General features: G+C 67.5%; 15 protein-coding genes. 13 read left to right on the plus strand and 2 right to left on the minus strand.

The window, feature by feature from the left end; genetic code table 11:
- Positions 1-47: 47 nt before the first annotated feature.
- The 11 genes from ACZ5YD_RS09410 to ACZ5YD_RS09460 all read left to right on the plus strand — a co-directional run bounded on the left by ACZ5YD_RS09410 (position 48) and on the right by ACZ5YD_RS09460 (position 13,325).
- Positions 48-278 carry a DNA-directed RNA polymerase subunit H gene (locus ACZ5YD_RS09410; protein WP_379742839.1) on the plus strand — a complete coding sequence of 77 codons (231 nt, stop codon included), beginning with the start codon at positions 48-50 and terminating at the stop codon, positions 276-278.
- Positions 275-1,840: a DNA-directed RNA polymerase subunit B'' gene (locus ACZ5YD_RS09415; protein ID WP_379742841.1), complete on the plus strand. Its 1,566-nt coding sequence runs from the start codon at positions 275-277 to the stop codon at positions 1,838-1,840. The genes ACZ5YD_RS09410 and ACZ5YD_RS09415 overlap by 4 nt, the downstream gene beginning before the upstream one ends.
- A gap of 1 nt (position 1,841) precedes the next feature.
- Complete coding sequence (gene rpoB / locus ACZ5YD_RS09420) at positions 1,842-3,668, plus strand: DNA-directed RNA polymerase subunit B (RefSeq protein ID WP_379742844.1); 1,827 nt, start codon at positions 1,842-1,844, stop codon at positions 3,666-3,668.
- A gap of 18 nt (positions 3,669-3,686) precedes the next feature.
- The gene (locus ACZ5YD_RS09425) at positions 3,687-6,617 is read left to right on the plus strand and encodes a DNA-directed RNA polymerase subunit A' (protein ID WP_379743074.1); all 2,931 of its coding nucleotides are present in this window, start codon (positions 3,687-3,689) and stop codon (positions 6,615-6,617) included.
- On the plus strand, positions 6,610-9,327 hold the full coding sequence (locus ACZ5YD_RS09430) for a DNA-directed RNA polymerase subunit A'' (protein WP_379742847.1): 2,718 nt from the start codon (positions 6,610-6,612) through the stop codon (positions 9,325-9,327). The genes ACZ5YD_RS09425 and ACZ5YD_RS09430 overlap by 8 nt, the downstream gene beginning before the upstream one ends.
- Positions 9,327-9,746, plus strand: a complete 420-nt coding sequence (locus ACZ5YD_RS09435; RefSeq protein WP_379742849.1) for a NusA-like transcription termination signal-binding factor — start codon at positions 9,327-9,329, stop codon at positions 9,744-9,746. Before ACZ5YD_RS09430 ends, ACZ5YD_RS09435 begins: the two co-directional genes overlap by 1 nt.
- A gap of 1 nt (position 9,747) precedes the next feature.
- Positions 9,748-10,320 (plus strand): dihydrofolate reductase, encoded by a 573-nt coding sequence (locus ACZ5YD_RS09440; protein WP_379742852.1) that lies wholly within the window; start codon positions 9,748-9,750, stop codon positions 10,318-10,320.
- A 90-nt stretch (positions 10,321-10,410) separates the two neighbouring features.
- Entirely contained in the window at positions 10,411-10,881 is a 471-nt protein-coding gene (locus ACZ5YD_RS09445; RefSeq protein WP_379742855.1) for a universal stress protein, read from the plus strand.
- A gap of 162 nt (positions 10,882-11,043) precedes the next feature.
- Positions 11,044-12,009, plus strand: a complete 966-nt coding sequence (locus ACZ5YD_RS09450) for an ROK family protein (protein WP_379742858.1) — start codon at positions 11,044-11,046, stop codon at positions 12,007-12,009.
- Positions 12,010-12,087: 78 nt separating this feature from the next.
- Complete coding sequence (locus ACZ5YD_RS09455; RefSeq protein ID WP_379742861.1) at positions 12,088-12,414, plus strand: NifU family protein; 327 nt, start codon at positions 12,088-12,090, stop codon at positions 12,412-12,414.
- Between the two features lie 74 nt (positions 12,415-12,488).
- Complete coding sequence (locus ACZ5YD_RS09460) at positions 12,489-13,325, plus strand: endonuclease/exonuclease/phosphatase family protein (protein ID WP_379742864.1); 837 nt, start codon at positions 12,489-12,491, stop codon at positions 13,323-13,325.
- A gap of 105 nt (positions 13,326-13,430) precedes the next feature.
- On the opposite strand, the gene ACZ5YD_RS09465 is transcribed toward ACZ5YD_RS09460, so the two are convergent.
- Both ACZ5YD_RS09465 and ACZ5YD_RS09470 read right to left on the minus strand, forming a co-directional pair.
- Complete coding sequence (locus tag ACZ5YD_RS09465) at positions 13,431-14,108, minus strand: DUF1028 domain-containing protein (RefSeq protein ID WP_379742867.1); 678 nt, start codon at positions 14,106-14,108, stop codon at positions 13,431-13,433.
- Positions 14,105-15,001 (minus strand): cation transporter, encoded by an 897-nt coding sequence (locus tag ACZ5YD_RS09470; RefSeq protein WP_379742870.1) that lies wholly within the window; start codon positions 14,999-15,001, stop codon positions 14,105-14,107. The genes ACZ5YD_RS09465 and ACZ5YD_RS09470 overlap by 4 nt, the downstream gene beginning before the upstream one ends.
- Positions 15,002-15,171: 170 nt before the next feature.
- On the opposite strand from ACZ5YD_RS09470, the gene ACZ5YD_RS09475 reads away from it, so the two are divergent.
- Positions 15,172-16,356: a thiolase C-terminal domain-containing protein gene (locus ACZ5YD_RS09475; protein ID WP_379742873.1), complete on the plus strand. Its 1,185-nt coding sequence runs from the start codon at positions 15,172-15,174 to the stop codon at positions 16,354-16,356.
- Positions 16,353-16,934, plus strand: coding sequence for a Zn-ribbon domain-containing OB-fold protein (locus tag ACZ5YD_RS09480; protein WP_379742876.1), 582 nt, complete (start codon positions 16,353-16,355; stop codon positions 16,932-16,934). Before ACZ5YD_RS09475 ends, ACZ5YD_RS09480 begins: the two co-directional genes overlap by 4 nt.
- The last annotated feature ends 82 nt before the right edge of the window (positions 16,935-17,016 follow it).

Raw genomic sequence — 17,016 nt, forward strand, 5'->3', positions numbered from 1 at the left:
ATATAACGACCTGTAGTATCTCGTGATAGCTTCTTCCCCCAGCACCCATGGTAAACGTAACTGACCACGAACTCGTTCCCGACCACGAGCTCCTCGACGATCCCGAGGAAATCGACGAGGTGCTCGCGGAGTACGACGTCGCACGGACCGACCTGCCGAAGATCAAACGCACCGATCCCGCGTTGCCCGACGAGGCCGAACCGGGCGACGTGATCCGGATCGTCCGAGAGTCGCGGACGACCGATCGGGCGATCGTCTATCGACTCGTAGTTTCATGAACAGGCAAGCACGACGCGCGGTCTCGCGTGAGTACTTCTCGGACGAACGGCTCGCAGAACACCACTTTCGATCGTTCAACAACTTCCTCGGTCGCGGCATGCAGGACGTCGTCGACGAGAAGGAGACGATCGAGACCGACATCGGCGACAAGGAGGGCCAAGAGCCCGTCTACGTCGAACTCGGCGACGTTCGGATGGTCACGCCCCGCGTCCGCGAGGCGGACGGCTCCGAGGAGCTTCTGTACCCCCAGGAGGCCCGCCTGCGGAACATCACCTACTCCGCGCCGGTCTTCATGGAGATGTCCATCGTTCGCGGCGGCGAGGAGGAACCGGAGACGGTCGTCGACTCGACGGAGACCAAGGTCGGCCGGATGCCGGTCATGGTCGGCTCGAACAAGTGCAACATGGCCGGGTTCTCCGACGAGGAGCTCATCGACATCGGCGAGGACCCCGTCGACCCCGGCGGCTACTTCATCGTCAACGGCTCCGAGCGCGTGTTGATGACCTCCGAGGACCTCGCGCCGAACAAGATCCTCGCGGAGTACGACACGAAGTACGGCGACGAGATCCAGGTCGCAAAGACGTTCTCCCAGCGCCGCGGGTACCGCGCGCTGGTGCTTTGTGAGCGCAACCGCGAGGGGCTCCTCGAGGTGTCGTTCCCGTCCGTCTCGGGCTCGATCGACTTCGTGACTCTCGTGCGTGCGCTCGGACTCGAGTCCGACGAGGAGATCGTCCACCGCGTCTCCGACGACCCGGAGATCGTGAAGTACATGCTCGAGAACCTGGAGGAGGCCTCCGTCCAGACCGAGGAGGAGGCCATCGAGGAGCTCGGCAAGCGCGTCGCCAGCGGCCAGGGCAAGAACTACCAGCTCAAGCGGGCCAACTACGTCATCGACCGGTACCTCCTTCCGCACCTCCACGAGGAGGGCGTCGAGGAGGAGGACGTCCGTATCAACAAGGCCTACTACCTCTGTCGGATGGCCGAGGCGTGCTTCGAGCTCGCGCTCGGTCGACGCGAATCCGACGACAAGGACCACTACGCCAACAAGCGGCTGAAGGTCTCCGGCGACCTGATGAAGGACCTCTTCCGGACGGCGCTGAACAAGCTCTCCCGCGACGTCAAGTACCAGCTCGAGCGGGCCAACATGCGGAACCGACAGCTCACCGTCAACACGGTGGTCCGCTCGGACGTCTTGACCGAGCGGCTCGAACACCCGATCGCGACGGGCAACTGGGTCGGCGGCCGGTCGGGCGTCTCCCAGCTCGTCGATCGGACGGACTACATGGGCGTGCTCTCGCACCTCCGTCGGCTCCGATCGCCGCTTTCGCGCTCGCAGCCGCACTTCGAGGCGCGGGACCTGCACGCGACCCAGTGGGGTCGCATCTGTCCCTCCGAGACCCCGGAGGGGCCGAACTGTGGCCTGGTGAAGAACTTCGCACAGGCGATGGAGCTCTCACAGGACGTCGAGAACGAACAGGGACTCAAACGCGAACTGGCGTCGATGGGTGTCGAGGGGATCCCCGGCATCGAGGGCGTCGAACGAACCACGGCGGACGACTAACATGGCATCAGAACGCGAGGCGAAAGTCTACGTCAACGGCAGCCTGGTCGGGACCCATCCGGACCCGGACGAGCTCGCCGAACAGATCCGAGAGGCACGGCGCCGCGGCGACGTCTCCGAGATGGTCAACGTCTCGGTGAAGGACCGCACGCGGGAAGTGATCGTGAACGCGGACGCGGGGCGGGCCCGCCGGCCGCTGATCGTCGTCGAGGACGGCGAGCCGCTGCTGTCCGACGAGGAGATCGAGGCGGTCGAGAACGACGACCTCGAGTTCCAGGACCTCGTCGACCGCGGCTACGTCGAGTTCATCGACGCCGAGGAGGAGGAGGACGTCTACGTCGCGATCGACGAGGACGACCTGGAGGAGGACCACACCCACCTCGAGATCGACCCGCAGCTCATCTTCGGGATCGGCGCGGGCATGATCCCCTACCCCGAACACAACGCCAGTCCGCGCATCACCATGGGCGCGGGGATGATGAAGCAGTCGCTGGGGCTGCCCTCCGCCAACTACCGGATCCGCCCGGACACCCGACAGCACCTGATGCACTACCCGCAGCTGTCGATGGTGAAGACCCAGACGACCGAACAGATCAACTTCGACGACCGGCCGGCCGCACAGAACTTCGTCGTCGCGGTCATGTCCTACGAGGGGTTCAACATCGAGGACGCGCTCGTGATGAACCAGGGCTCCGTCGATCGGGCGCTCGCGCGCTCGCACTTCTTCCGGACCTACGAGGGCGAGGAACGACGCTATCCCGGCGGCCAGGAGGACCGCTTCGAGATCCCGAGCCAGGACGTTCGCGGCGCGCGCGGCGAGGACGCCTACACGCACCTCGACGAGGACGGCCTCGTCAACCCCGAGACCAAGGTTGACGAGTCGTCTGTCCTGCTCGGCAAGACGAGCCCGCCGCGATTCCTCGAGGAGCCCGACGACATGGGCGGGCTCTCGCCGCAAAAGCGGCGTGAGACGTCCGTGACGATGCGGTCCGGCGAGGACGGCGTCGTCGACACGGTCACGCTGATGGAGGGCGAGGACGGCTCGAAGCTCTCGAAGGTGAAGGTCCGCGACCAGCGGATCCCCGAACTCGGAGACAAGTTCGCGTCCCGACACGGCCAGAAGGGCGTCGTCGGCCACCTCGCGCCCCAGGAGGACATGCCCTTCACCGAGGAGGGCGTCGTCCCGGACCTCATCGTCAACCCGCACGCGCTCCCCTCGCGGATGACGGTCGGCCACGTCCTGGAGATGCTCGGCGGCAAGGTCGGCTCGCTCCGCGGCGAGCGCGTCGACGGCACGCCCTTCCAGGGCGAAGAGGAGGAGGAGCTTCGCGGCTCCCTCGAGGAGAACGGCTTCAAGTCCTCGGGCAAGGAGGTCATGTACTCCGGCGTCACCGGCGAGAAGATCGAGGCGGAGATCTTCGTCGGGACCATCTTCTACCACAAGCTCTACCACATGGTCTCGAACAAGCTGCACGCCCGCTCGCGCGGCCCCGTGCAGGTGCTCACCCGCCAGCCGACCGAGGGACGCGCCCGCGAGGGCGGGCTTCGCGTCGGCGAGATGGAACGCGACACCGTCATCGGCCACGGCGCGGCGATGGTCCTCAACGAGCGGCTGCTGGAGTCCTCGGACGCGGAGAACGTCTACATCTCCGCGGAGACGGGACTCGTCGCCGTCGAGGACCGCGAACAGCGTCGCGTGTACGACCCGGTGACCGGCGACGAGGACGACATCCACGAGCTGGAGGTCAGCTACGCGTTCAAGCTCCTGCTCGATGAGATGATCGCCCTCGGCATTCGACCGAAACTCGAGCTGGAGGACGCGGTCTAGGAGGCACACCACATGTCAATGCAAACACCAAAAGAACTCGGCGGCATCTCCTTCGGGCTGATGGACCCGGAGACGTATCGGGACATGTCCGCGACCAAGGTCATCACGGCGGACACCTACGACGACGACGGCTACCCCATCGACATGGGGCTCATGGACCCCCGGCTCGGCGTCATCGATCCGGGCTTGGAGTGTCGGACCTGCGGATCCCACTCGGGGTCGTGTAACGGCCACTTCGGCCACATCGAGCTGGCCGCGCCGGTCATCCACGTCGGCTTCACGAAGCTCATTCGACGGCTGCTTCGATCGACGTGTCGCGAGTGCGGGCGGCTCGCGCTCGAGGAGCACGAACGCGAGGAGTTCAGCGAGCGCTACGAGCGCGCTCGCGAGCTCGGCGACGACCAGACTGACGTCCTGAAGGCCGCGGTGCGGCAGGCCCGCAAGGCCTCGACGTGTCCGTTCTGTGGCGACCCGCAGGCCGACATCAAACACGAGAAGCCGACGACCTACTACGAGGTACAGGACGTTCTCTCGGGGGAGTACTCCGAGCACATCGCCGAGGCGATGCAGCCGGACCCCGACGACGAGGAGGACACGGGCACCTCCCCCTCGGAGCTGGCCGACGAGACCGGGATCGCCCTCGATCGGATCAACGACATCCTCTCCGGCGAGTTCCGGCCGCGCGACGAGGACCGCCGTGCGATCGAGCGCGCGCTCGACGTCGACCTGACCGAGGAGGACATGAACAAGCTCATGCCCTCGGACATTCGCGACTGGTTCGAGGACATCCCCGACGAGGACCTCGAGGTGCTCGGCATCGACGCCGAACACTCCCGTCCGGAGTGGATGATCCTGACCGTGCTCCCGGTTCCGCCGGTGACCACCCGGCCGTCGATCACCCTCGACAACGGCCAGCGGTCGGAGGACGACCTCACGCACAAGCTCGTCGACATCATCCGGATCAACCAGCGGTTCATGGAGAACCGCGAGGCCGGCGCGCCACAGCTCATCATCGAGGACCTCTGGGAGCTGTTGCAGTACCACGTGACGACGTTCGTCGACAACGAGATCTCCGGAACCCCGCCCGCACGACACCGCTCCGGGCGTCCGCTGAAGACGCTCTCCCAGCGGCTGAAGGGCAAGGAGGGTCGCTTCCGCGGATCGCTCTCCGGAAAGCGCGTGAACTTCTCCGCGCGGACCGTCATCTCGCCCGACCCAACGCTCTCGCTCAACGAGGTCGGCGTCCCGGACCGGGTCGCCACCGAGATGACCCAGACGCTGAACGTCACCGAGCGGAACGTCGAGGAGGCACGCCAGTACGTCCGGAACGGCCCCGAGAAACACCCCGGCGCGAACTACGTTCGCCGACCCGACGGTCGCCGGCTCAAGGTGACCGAGACCAACTGCGAGGAGCTCTCTGAGAAGATCGAGGAGGGATGGGAGGTCAACCGACACCTGATCGACGGCGACATCGTGATCTTCAACCGGCAGCCGTCGCTCCACCGGATGTCGATCATGGCCCACGAGGTCGTGGTGATGCCCTACAAGACCTTCCGGCTCAACACCACGGTCTGTCCGCCCTACAACGCCGACTTCGACGGCGACGAGATGAACATGCACGCCCTCCAGAACGAGGAGGCGCGCGCCGAGGCGCGCGTGTTGATGCGCGTCCAAGAGCAGATCCTCTCGCCGCGGTTCGGCGAGAACATCATCGGCGCCATCCAGGACCACATCTCAGGCACCTACCTGCTCACCCACACGAACCCCGAGTTCACGGAGACGCAGGCGCTCGACCTGCTGCGTGCGACGCGGGTCGACGAGCTGCCCGAGCCGGACGGCGTGGACGACGACGGCCAGGAGTACTGGACCGGCCGGTCGCTGTTCTCCGAGCTCCTCCCGGACGACCTCGAGCTCGAGTTCACCTCCTCGACCGGCGACGACGTCGTCATCGAGGACGGCCAGCTCGTCGAGGGTACGATCGACGAGGACGCCGTCGGCGCCTTCGGCGGCGACGTCGTCGACACGATCACGAAGGTCTACAGCGAGACGCGCGCACGCGTCTTCATCAACGAGGTCGCGGCGCTCGCGATGCGGGCGATCATGCACTTCGGCTTCTCGATCGGCATCGACGACGAGTCGATCCCGGCGGAGGCCGAAGAGCAGGTCGACGAGGCGATCGACAACGCCTACGACCGCATCGATGACCTGATCGACTCCTACGAGGCCGGCGAGCTGGAGAGCCTGCCCGGCCGGACGGTCGATGAGACCCTCGAGATGAAGATCATGCAGACGCTCGGCAAGGCCCGCGACTCGGCCGGCGAGATCGCGGACCAGCACTTCGGCGACGACAATCCGGCGGTCGTGATGGCCCGTTCGGGCGCGCGTGGGTCCATGTTGAACCTCACCCAGATGGCCGGCTGCGTCGGCCAGCAGGCGGTTCGCGGCGAGCGGATCAACCGCGGCTACGAGGACCGCTCGCTCTCACACTACAAGCCGAACGACCTCTCGGCGGAGGCCCACGGCTTCGTGGAGAACTCCTACCGCGGCGGGCTCACCCCGCGGGAGTTCTTCTTCCACGCGATGGGCGGCCGCGAGGGGCTCGTCGACACGGCGGTCCGGACCTCGAAGTCCGGCTACCTCCAGCGTCGGCTCATCAACGCGCTCTCCGAGCTGGAGGCGCAGTACGACGGGTCGGTCCGGGACACCTCCGGCACGCTCGTCCAGTTCGAGTTCGGCGAGGACGGCACCTCTCCCATCAAGGTCTCCTCCAACGAGGACCACGACATCGAGGTCGAACAGATCGCCGACCGCGTGCTCTCCTCGGAGTTCGAGGACGACGCGGAGAAAAAGGAGTTCCTCGGCCGCAAGGAGCGTCCGACGAACATCTCCGAACACGCCGGTCCCGGGCTGAACAAGGCGCAGGGACTGGAGGTTGAGTCCGATGACTGAGACCGGCGCCGCGGCCTACGATCACGTCACCGACGACATCGAGGCGCTCGTCGAGGACACGGACCTGCCGCGACGTCTCAAGACCCGCCTCTACGAGACGATCGAGGAGAAGGCCGGAGAACACGGCGGGATCACGACCGATCAGGCGAACGACATCGTCACCGGCGTCGAGAACCGCTATCTCGACACCCGCGTCGATCCCCTCGATCCCGTCGGGACGGTCTCCGCACAGTCGATCGGCGAGCCCGGTACGCAGATGAGCGTGCCATACGACGAGCGCGTCATCGTTCGCCGTAACGGAGCGACTAACGTCGCCGAGATCGGAGCGATCGTCGATGACGTCGTCGACGCACGCGAATCTCGATCATTCGATGATCACGAGGTCGCGATCGCACCCGACGGGCTGGAGACGCTGAGTCTCGGCTCGGACGAGCAGGTCGCATGGAAGCAGATCGAGGAGGTTAGTCGTCACGAAACGCCGGACGAGCTCCTCCGGTTCGAGCTCGAATCCGGACGGACGATCCGGGCGACCAAGGCGCACTCGTTCGTCACTCGGCTCGAAAACGAGGTCGCCCCCGTGGCCGGTGAGCAACTCTCAGAGGGAGACTGGCTTCCCGTTGTAGCCTCCTTCGACGGCGAAAGTTCGGACGACGTCGATCTCCGAGAGTTCCTCCCCACGAGCGACTATTGGTACACCTCCACCCTGACCGACGGTGGTGTCGAGGCAGTTCCTGGCGGGGAGGATCAACTTCGCAACAAGCGAAACGCCCTCGATCGAGGTGAACTCGACGAACACGCCGTCTATCCCGTCGGTGGTACTGTTTCGCTTCCCGAGCGATTCCCGCTTGATGAGGAGACCGGATTCTTCCTCGGAGCGTGGCTGGCGGAAGGCTCAGTCACCGATCACTACGTCTCGGTTTCCAACGTGGATTCCGACTTCCAAGATCGAATCCGAGCGTTCGCGGAGCGGTTCGACCTGACGGTCAACGAGTACGAGAACGACAGCGGATTCGCACGAGGCTACGACATCCGAATCAACGGATCGATCCTCGCTGACTTCCTTCGAGAAACGTGTCTGGAGGACGGCAAAAAGACCGTCCCCGGCTTCGCGTTCGGCGCGAACGACGAGTTCGTTCGCGGAGCCCTTTGTGGGTACTTCAGCGGCGACGGGAACGTCGGCCGAAACGCAGTTCGATCCAGCTCCAGAAGCCACCGTCTTAGCGCCGGAATCGCTCTGTTGCTCGCACGAGTGGGCGTCCACGCGACGCTTGCAGAGCAGGATGGCTCACGGACGCTCCGGATCCCGAAAAAGCACGTCGGACAGTTCGCTGACCGCGTCGGTATGATCGGCGAACGCGGAGAAGAACTCCACAGTCTCGTTTCGGAAGTGGATGGAGACGGTCCTGATGTGACCGATCAGATCCCGAACTTCGGCGATGCGCTCCGTGATGTTGCCTCCGATGCCGGGATTCCAAGTCGGCAAGTGAACGCAGCATCGAACCGACAGCGAATCGGTCGCACGCGTCTGGAACGACTCGTCGACGAAGCAGAGACAGCAGGCGTCAACTCGGAGGCGCTCGATACGCTCCGTCGAGCTATCAACGGCGACGTCGTCTGGGACCGCATCGAATCGATCGAGACGGTCACGAGCGACCATGAGTACGTCTACGACTTCTCTGTCGCCGGACTGGAGACGTTCACCACCGCGGAGGGCGTCGTGACCCACAACACGATGAACACCTTCCACTACGCGGGCGTCGCCGAGATCGACGTCACGCAGGGGCTTCCCCGGCTCATCGAGCTGGTCGACGCCCGGAAGACGCCGGACACGCCGATGATGACGGTCCACCTCGAGGGCGAGTACGCGACGAACCGCGAGAAGACCCACGAGGTCGTCTGGTCCATCGAGTCGACGAAGATCCTCGCGCTCGGCGACGTCTCGACGAACGTCGCGGACATGCTCGTTCGGATCGATCTGAACGAGGAAACCCTGCTGGAGCGGTGGCCCACCCACACGGACCCCACCGAGGTCGCCGGGATCATCACGGAGACGATCGAGGACGCCCTCGGCGTCGACGCCCGACAGGCCGGCACCGTCATCGAGTTCGGCCCCAACCAGCCGAGCTACCGCGAGCTGCTCCAGCTCGTCGAGCAGCTTCGCGACGTCGTCTTCAAGGGCATCGAGGAGGTCGACCGCGTCGTCATCCGCAAGGAGCAGCTCGAGGACGACACGGAGGAGTTCGTCCTCTACACCGAGGGGTCGGCCTTCGGAGACGTCCTCTCCATCGAGGGCGTCGACGACACGCGCACCACGTGTAACAACATCCACGAGATCTACCGCAACCTGGGCGTCGAGGCGGCCCGCGAGGCCATCATCGACGAGACGATGAACACGCTCGAAGAGCAGGGGCTCGACGACGTGAACATCCGCCACCTGATGCTCGTCGCCGACATCATGACGAACAACGGCGAGATCGAGTCGATCGGCCGACACGGCATCTCGGGCTCGAAGGACTCCGTGCTCGCGCGGGCCGCCTTCGAGGTCACCGTGAACCACCTGCTCGACGCCGCCGTCCACGGCGAGTACGACGAGCTCGACGGCGTCATCGAGAACGTCATCGCCGGCAAGCCGGTCGCCATCGGCACCGGCGACGTCGACCTCCGGATGGGCTCACAGCCGTCCGGCGGCTCGAACCGGGCTGACGACTGATGCGGGTCGAGCTCTCCGACGAGGCGCGACGGTACATGGCGCGGTTCGACGAGATCACCGGCGTGAGGCCGATCGACTGCCTCGTGGAGGGCGACCGGCTCGTCTTCCTCGTCCCCGCGGGCGAGATGGCCGCCGCGATCGGTCACGGCGGCGAGACCGTCGCGCGGGTCGAGGACCGGCTCGACGCCTCCGTCGAGCTCGTCGAGAACGCGGACACCCCGGAGGCGTTCGTGGCGAACGCCCTCGCGCCGGCGGCGGTCCGAGCGGTGACGATCTCCGAACAGAACGACCGGGTCGCCTACGTCGAGGTGGCCGAGGAGGACCGCGGCGTCGCGATCGGCTCGTCCGGTCGGACCATCGAGATCGCGCGGACGCTCGCGAAGCGCCACCACGACGTCGACGACGTCCAGTTGACCTGAGATGGAACGCACGGACCGGAACCCGGAGATCGCCCTCGTCGCCGCGGTCGATCGCGACGGCGCGATCGGCGACGGCGAGGACGTTCCCTGGGAGTATCCCGAGGACGTCGAGCAGTACCGCGAACGCGTCGAGGGGAATCCCGTGATCGTTGGGCGTCGGACGTTCGATCTGATACGACGCACGCCCGGCGATCCCGTGATCGTCGTGAGCCGCGACGGGACGCGGGCATCGAGCGATCCGCGAGTCTCCTTCGCGACCGATCCCGGCCGGGCGATGGAACTCGCCCTCGAGGGACGTCGAACGAACCGCGTCTTCGTCATCGGCGGCGAGGGGATCTACCGATCGTTCGTCCCCTACGCGACGGAGGCGTACGTCTCGGAGATCCCCGAACGGAGCGGGGGCGAGGCGTACTTCCCGTACCTCGGCGCGGGCTGGGACGTCGCGGAGACGATCCCCTACGAGCGGTTCGAACTGGTGCGATATCGAAACGACTCGCCCGAGCCGGTTCCGGAGCTCGCGGCCGACGCTGAGGTCGCGGTTCTCGAGGGCGAAGAGGGACGAATGGACGACTGAGACGAGGAGCACACAACTCGGGGGGATCCCCGCGTAGTCTCGTAGCGGGCGACCGATCGGTTTTAACTATCCCTGTGTCTACTGCCACCCATGGGCATCGATACCATTCTGCTCGCGGTCGGCGCGGACAACGACGATCGAGTTCGACGGCTCGGCGAGGAGACGGCGGCCGTCGCCGGACCGTGCGGTTCCGAGGTCGTGTTGGCACACGTCTACACCGATGACGAGTACGATCGCAGTCGCGAACGGCTCAACATCGATCCCCAAAGCGAGGAGTCGTCACCCGATTACGTCGCGGGGCGTCACGCCTCGATCCGCGACCTCGAGGACCGAATGGACGAGGACGACATCGAGACCCAAGTTCGCGGCGTGGTCGGCGAGCGGGGGGAGTCGATCGTCGAACTCGCCGAGGAGGTGGAGGCGGACCGCGTCGTCGTCGGCGGCCGTCGCCGCTCCCCGACCGGCAAGGCCGTCTTCGGCAGCGTCGCCCAGGAGGTCATGCTCTCGGCGCCGTGTCCGGTCACCTTCGTCCGCCAGGACCTCCGCGGTAGTTCGTCATAGATTCCTCGACGGGCGGATCGTCGTGGAGTCTTCCACGGGTAGGGCATCGTGCTCACTCACGAGTAGAGCATCGTAGGAACCACGCGTGCGAATGGTCGTCCCGTCACACGCGAGGAGCAGGATCACCGCCATTGATGTGTCGCGGGGACCGTTCTCGGAGTGATGTATTACGTGGGCGTCGACCTCGGGGCCACGAACGTCCGGGCGGTCGTCGGCGACGGCACGGCGTCGATCCTCGGATCGGCCTCGACCGACACGCCGGCGGGTCCGGCCGGAATCGCCGTCACCGAGGCCGTCCTCGCCGTGATCCGCGAGGCGTGTTCGAACGCGGGCGTCGATCCCGGCGACGTCGAGGCGGCCGGCATCGCTTCCATCGGCCCGCTGGATCTGGCCGCCGGGGCCGTTTCGAACCCCGCCAACCTGCCGGACTCGATCGACACCATCCCGCTTACCGGACCGATCTCGGAGCTGCTCTCGACCGATCGGGTCCACCTGCACAACGACACGAACGCCGGCGTCATCGGCGAGCGGTTCCACAGCGATCGAAACCCCGACGACATGGCCTACATCACGATCTCGACGGGCATCGGCGCCGGCGTCGCGGTCGACGGACACGTCCTCTCGGGGTGGGACGGCAACGCCGGCGAGGTCGGCCACATGACCATCGACCCCGAAGGCACGATGACCTGCGGGTGCGGGCGGGACGGCCACTGGGAGGCGTACTGTTCGGGCCACAATGTTCCCGAGTACGCGCGGACGCTTCTGGATCGAACCGGGATGGAGACGCGACTCCCGGTCGACGACCCGGAGTTCTCCGCGAAGGACGTCTTCGATCTCGCCGGCGAGGACGAGTTCGCGGACCACGTGATCGACCGATTGGCGCGCTGGAACGCGATCGGAGTCGCAAACGTCTGTCACGCCTACGCCCCGCTCGTCGTCTCCCTCGGCGGGGCGGTCGCGCTCAACAACCCCGAGCTCGTCGTCGATCCGATCCGCGAGCGTCTCGCCGACATGGTCTTCGTCAACGTCCCGGAGCTCCGGCTCACCGAACTCGGCGACGAGGTCGTCGTCAAGGGCGCCCTCGCGAGCGCGCTCACCGGCGGCACGGGCGATCGGACGCGAGCGTAACCGCAAACCGTTTCGACGAACGCCCTCAGTCCCGATCGGACCGCAAGGTTCCAGGGGTTCGGGCCCGAAGCGGGGGTAATGAGCGAGGAGACGCTTGCGGAACGGATCGAGACGTGGATGGTCGGACAGATGCCGATCATCCAGATGCACGGCGGGACGAGCGTCGTGCGCGAGGCCGACCCCGAGACCGGCGAGGTCGTGATCGAACTCGGCGGCACCTGTTCCGGCTGTGGGATCTCGAACGTCACCGCCACCAACATCAAACGCGATCTCCTCTTGGAGTTCGACGACGTCGAGGACGTGGTCGTCCGGGTCCCCTCCTCGGGCGACTCCGGCTCCTCGACCGTCGAGGGCGGTCGCGGCGGCGAGCTCCAGTACGGAAGCGAGTCCCCCGACCACCTCTAGGCGTCGGACGCACCCAGCGAGCGCCGTTTCGATCGTCGGACCGTTTATGACCGCTCGCGTTCTCGCGTGAGATCATGAGGCGACTGCGGGCGATGACCTACAACGTTCGGTTCGCCGACTCGAGCGGCAGTCACGACCGCTGGCCGGCGCGTCGCGACGGCGTGGCGTCGCTCGTCCGGTTTCACGCCCCCGACGTGGTCGGGTTTCAGGAGCCGCGCGCCGGCCAGCGCGAGGACCTCCGTGAATCCCTGCCCGGCTACGCGCTGGTCGGTCGCGGGCGACTGGCGGACGGATCGGGCGAGGGCTGTCCGATCGCGGTTCGCTCGGACCGGTGGACGGTCCGCGATCACGACACCTTCTGGCTCTCGGAGACGCCCGAGCAACCCGGCGCCGGGTGGGACGGCGCCCATCCACGGATCGTGACGTGGGCCCGCATCGTTCCCTCGGAGGCAGAACGCGACGGAGACGCGGGCGCGTTCACCGTCTGCAACACCCACCTCGACCACCGGAGCGCCCGCGCACGCAGACGCGGGGCGGCGACCCTCGCCGACCGGCTGGCGACGATCGCCGAGGGAACGCCCGTCGTCGTGTTGGGCGACCTCAACTGTCGGGTCGGCGAGGAGCCCCATCGGATCCTGCGCGGCGTCGCGGATGGAACCGTCGAGAGCCGCGAGTCCGACGAGGATCGCCCGACCGTGGCGCTCGCGGACGCGGTCGAGTCGGCGCCGGTCCGCCACGGTCCGGACACGAGCCTCACGGACTTCCGCTCGCTCGTGATGAACCGGCGCATCGACCACGTGCTCGTCTCCGAGGGAATCGACGTCGACGCGGCCGCGACGCTCGCGGACCGCGACGACCGCGGCCGGTATCCATCGGATCACCTCCCCGTCGTCGTCCGGCTTCGGGTGTGAACGGGCGTCGAACGTGAACGTCCGGCTTCGGGCACCTCGATCGGGAGTGAACGTCAGGCGGGTCTGATCGCCTCGCTCGGCATGTCGCCGTCGACCGGACCTCCCTCAGGCGTATCGTTCGAGGACGTCCTCGTAGCCTCGCCTGGCGTTCTCGTAGGTCTCCCGGAGGTCCTCGATCGGCGTCTCGGTGGCGTCGACACGGAGGTCGTGGGAGTACGGCGCGATCGGGTCGTACTCGCGGGTCGATGCGACGAGGAGAGCCGCGGACCCGACCGACAGCTCCGTCCGCGAGTCGCCGCCGGCCTCCCGGCCCGCCGCGAGCGCGTCGACGAGCCGGCTCGCGAGCGGGTCCTCGCCGTGAGCGTGCGACTCGTAGGCCCGACGCGTCCGCTCCAGCACCGACGGCCCCTCCAGGTGTGTCCCCGCGACGGTCACGTTCTCGCCCTCGCGGTGGCCGGCCCAGCCGGGACAGTCGGCGCCGGTGTGTGCGAAGGTGTCCTCGCCGTCGACGCCGTGTATCTGTCGGCGTTCGCGCGCGTCATCGGCGCACAACAGCCCGCCGAGCGCGTCGTCGATCGCGAGCCCGTCGGCGAGATAGGACATCGCACGCTCGCCGAGTTCGGCGTCGACGTGCGACTGGACCGCGATCGCCGCGTCCTCGGAGGCGTACGGACACAGACGACCGACGCCGGGAAGCGGCGTCGTGACCGCGACGCCCAACCGGCGGTGACGCTCGCCCGAGCCGTCACGGAAGGCCTCGCGTACACAGAGGCTGAAGGTCACGGCTCGCCCGTGGGGTCGGTCCGCGCCGGAGCATCGGTCCGTTCCGGAGTCCGGGTTTCGCGTGCGCCCTCCGAGGCCGGCCCGACCTCGCTCGCGGACGGGGCCGAAAGCCCGAGCGCGTGCCGGAGGCCGAGCCAGACGAGCACCGTCGCGACGACGACGTCGAACCGGACCGGGATCGACAGGGCGGCGAGGTCCACGACGCCGATCGGTCCCGCGAGCACCACCGCCGCGCCGTGGAGGTACGTCGGAACGGTGAGGCCAGCGGCCGCGAGTTCCGGGCTCGCCCGTCCCGACCGAAGATCCTCGAGGCCGCGATCGAGCATGGGTCGTCCCGCGAAGAACAACACGATCCCCGAAAGCACCGCGACGTTGAGGTGGAAGCTGAACCCGCCCGTCATCCCGAGGCCCGCACGGAGGTGGTCCGCGATCGCGGGACCGAGAAGCCACTCGTGGCGGGCGGGATAGATGACGGTCGCATACGAGACCGCGACCATCAGTCCGGCCATGACCCCGGCCGCGACGCGCGCGTCGGCCCAGTGTCGCGCCTGTCGGTTCCGGAAGGCCCGATCGCGGCTCTCGACGGCGTGGCCGGCCGCGGCGAGCCGGCTCTCGAGCGCCTGCGCCGAGACTCTCGAGTCGTCGTATCGGATCCCGACCGTGGCGGTCCCGTGGCTGGCGGTCGCGTCGTGGACTCCCTCGATCGACTCGAGGGCCTCCTCGATGCGTCCCGGACAGCCGAGACACTCCATTCCGTCGACCTCGAAGGTGGTTCGTTCCGCCTCCGGGGACACCCGCGACGTCGACGGCGCGGCCGGTCCGTCCCGTCTCCCCTCCGTCGTCCCGCGACAGCGATCACAGCGATCGCGGTCGCGGCCGTTCTCGTCGGTCATCTCCCTTCGTCTCCCGTTCGTAGGGAGCCGTGGGCCGATCAAGAAAGCATCGCCTCGGTGCACTCCGCTCGGGGTGAAATAAACGCCCGGACAGCGCAAGCAGGTTCCGGACGACCAAAGCACCTCCCACGACCCAAGGACGTTTGTGCGCCGCGGGCCAAGCGCGCTCGATGACACGACCCTACGTCGTCGCGGTCGGCCGCTCGCCCGTCGGGCAGTTCGGGATGGCCGGCCGCGACCTCTTCTCGCTCGCGATCGAGGAGGCCTTCGCGGGTCTCCCCTCGCCGCGGGAGCTCGTCGACGCCCTCTACGTGGGCAGCCAGTCGGAGTCCTACGAACACCAGATCGTCTACGGCTCCCAGTTCGCCGAGTGGGCCGGACTCCGTCACGTCCCGGCCCAGCGCGTCGAGGGCTGTGCGGCCTCCGGGGGGCTCGCGTTTCACGAGGCGGTCTCGGACGTCGCCGCGGGCACACACGACGCGGTGCTCGCCTGCGGGGTCGAGACGATGAGCACCGGCGGCACGCCGGTCGCGACCGACTCGCTCGTGGCGGCCTCCGAGCGGACGCTCGGCCAACGCTCGGGGATCACCGCCCCCGGCGTCTACGCCATGCTCGCCCAACGATACCTCCACGAACACGACCGCTCGGAGGCCGACCTCGCGCGGATCGCGGTCCGGAACCACAGAAACGCGCGTGGAAACCCCATCGCGCAGTTCGACCGCGAGTTCTCCCTCGAGGACGTCCTCGAGTCGCCGCCCGTCGCGGATCCGATCAAGCTGCTCGAGTGTGCGCCCGTGAGCGACGGGTCGGCCGCGGCGATCGTCGCGAGCGAGTCGGTCGCAGAGCGGCTCGTCGGCCTCGAGAACGCCATCGCGGTCGACGGGTTCGCCGCGGTCTCGGACGCCCTCGCGATCGCCGAACACGACCTCACCCGCCTCAAGGGCGTCGAACGCGCCGTCGAGTCGGTCTACGAACAGGCCGGGATCGGGGCCGGCGACGTCGACCTCGCGGAGGTCCACGACGCGTTCTCGATCAACGAGGCGCTCTCGGCGGAGGCCGCGGGCTTTACCCCCGCTGGCCGCGGCCACGAGGTGGCCCTCGATCCCGACGAACGGTCCGCCGAGTGTACGGACGTCCGGGTGAACACGAGCGGGGGGCTGAAGGCCCGCGGCCATCCGGTCGGCGCGACCGGAATATACCAGATAGTCGAGGCGTACGAGCGGATCGTCGGTGCTGACCGACCGGACGGACCCGATCGCCGGATCGCGGACGCGGATCGGGCGCTGTGTCTCAACGAGGGCGGAACCGCCGACTCGATCACGACCGCCCACCTCCTGTCGGGGGTGGACGCATGAGCGACCGTAACGGCGAGGATCCGGCCGGACCTCCGGATTCGCCCACTGAGTTCGGTCCGTTCGACTGGCCGATCTACGGTTCGGGGGGTGATGACGAGGACGCTCTCGAGGGTTCCACAGAGGGGGTCGCCTCCGGAGACCCCGACCGGATCGCCCGCGCGAAACGGAGCCCCTTCACGGCCACCGGATTCTTCGAGGCGGTCGACGACGGCACGCTCCTCGCGGGACGGTGCGGGGAGTGTGGTGCCGCCCTGTTGCCGCCGCGTCCGCGCTGTTACCGCTGTGGCGCGCGGGAGATCGATCTCGAGGAGGTGGATCCGCACGCCGAGATCGCCTCGTTCACGCGCATCCACAACCCGCCGTCGGCGCTTTCGGATCTCGCGCCGTTCCCGGTCGCGATCGGGGAGTTCGAGGGCGGTGTGCGGATGACCGCGCGGGTCGACGCCGACTACGACGACCTCGCGATCGGCGATCCGGTCCGCCTCGAGTTCCGCGATCCGACCCCGGCCGACGAGGCCTTCGCGCTCTCCCACGAGCGGGAGTGGCCGATCCACGTGTTCGTCCCCGATCCGGAGTGAGTCGACGTCGGCACTCGGGAACTGGGTGCAAAACGACACACGCGGACGCGTTCAAAGGACGGCTCGAACCTCACGACGCGAG

The organism is Halopenitus salinus, from assembly GCF_055397165.1.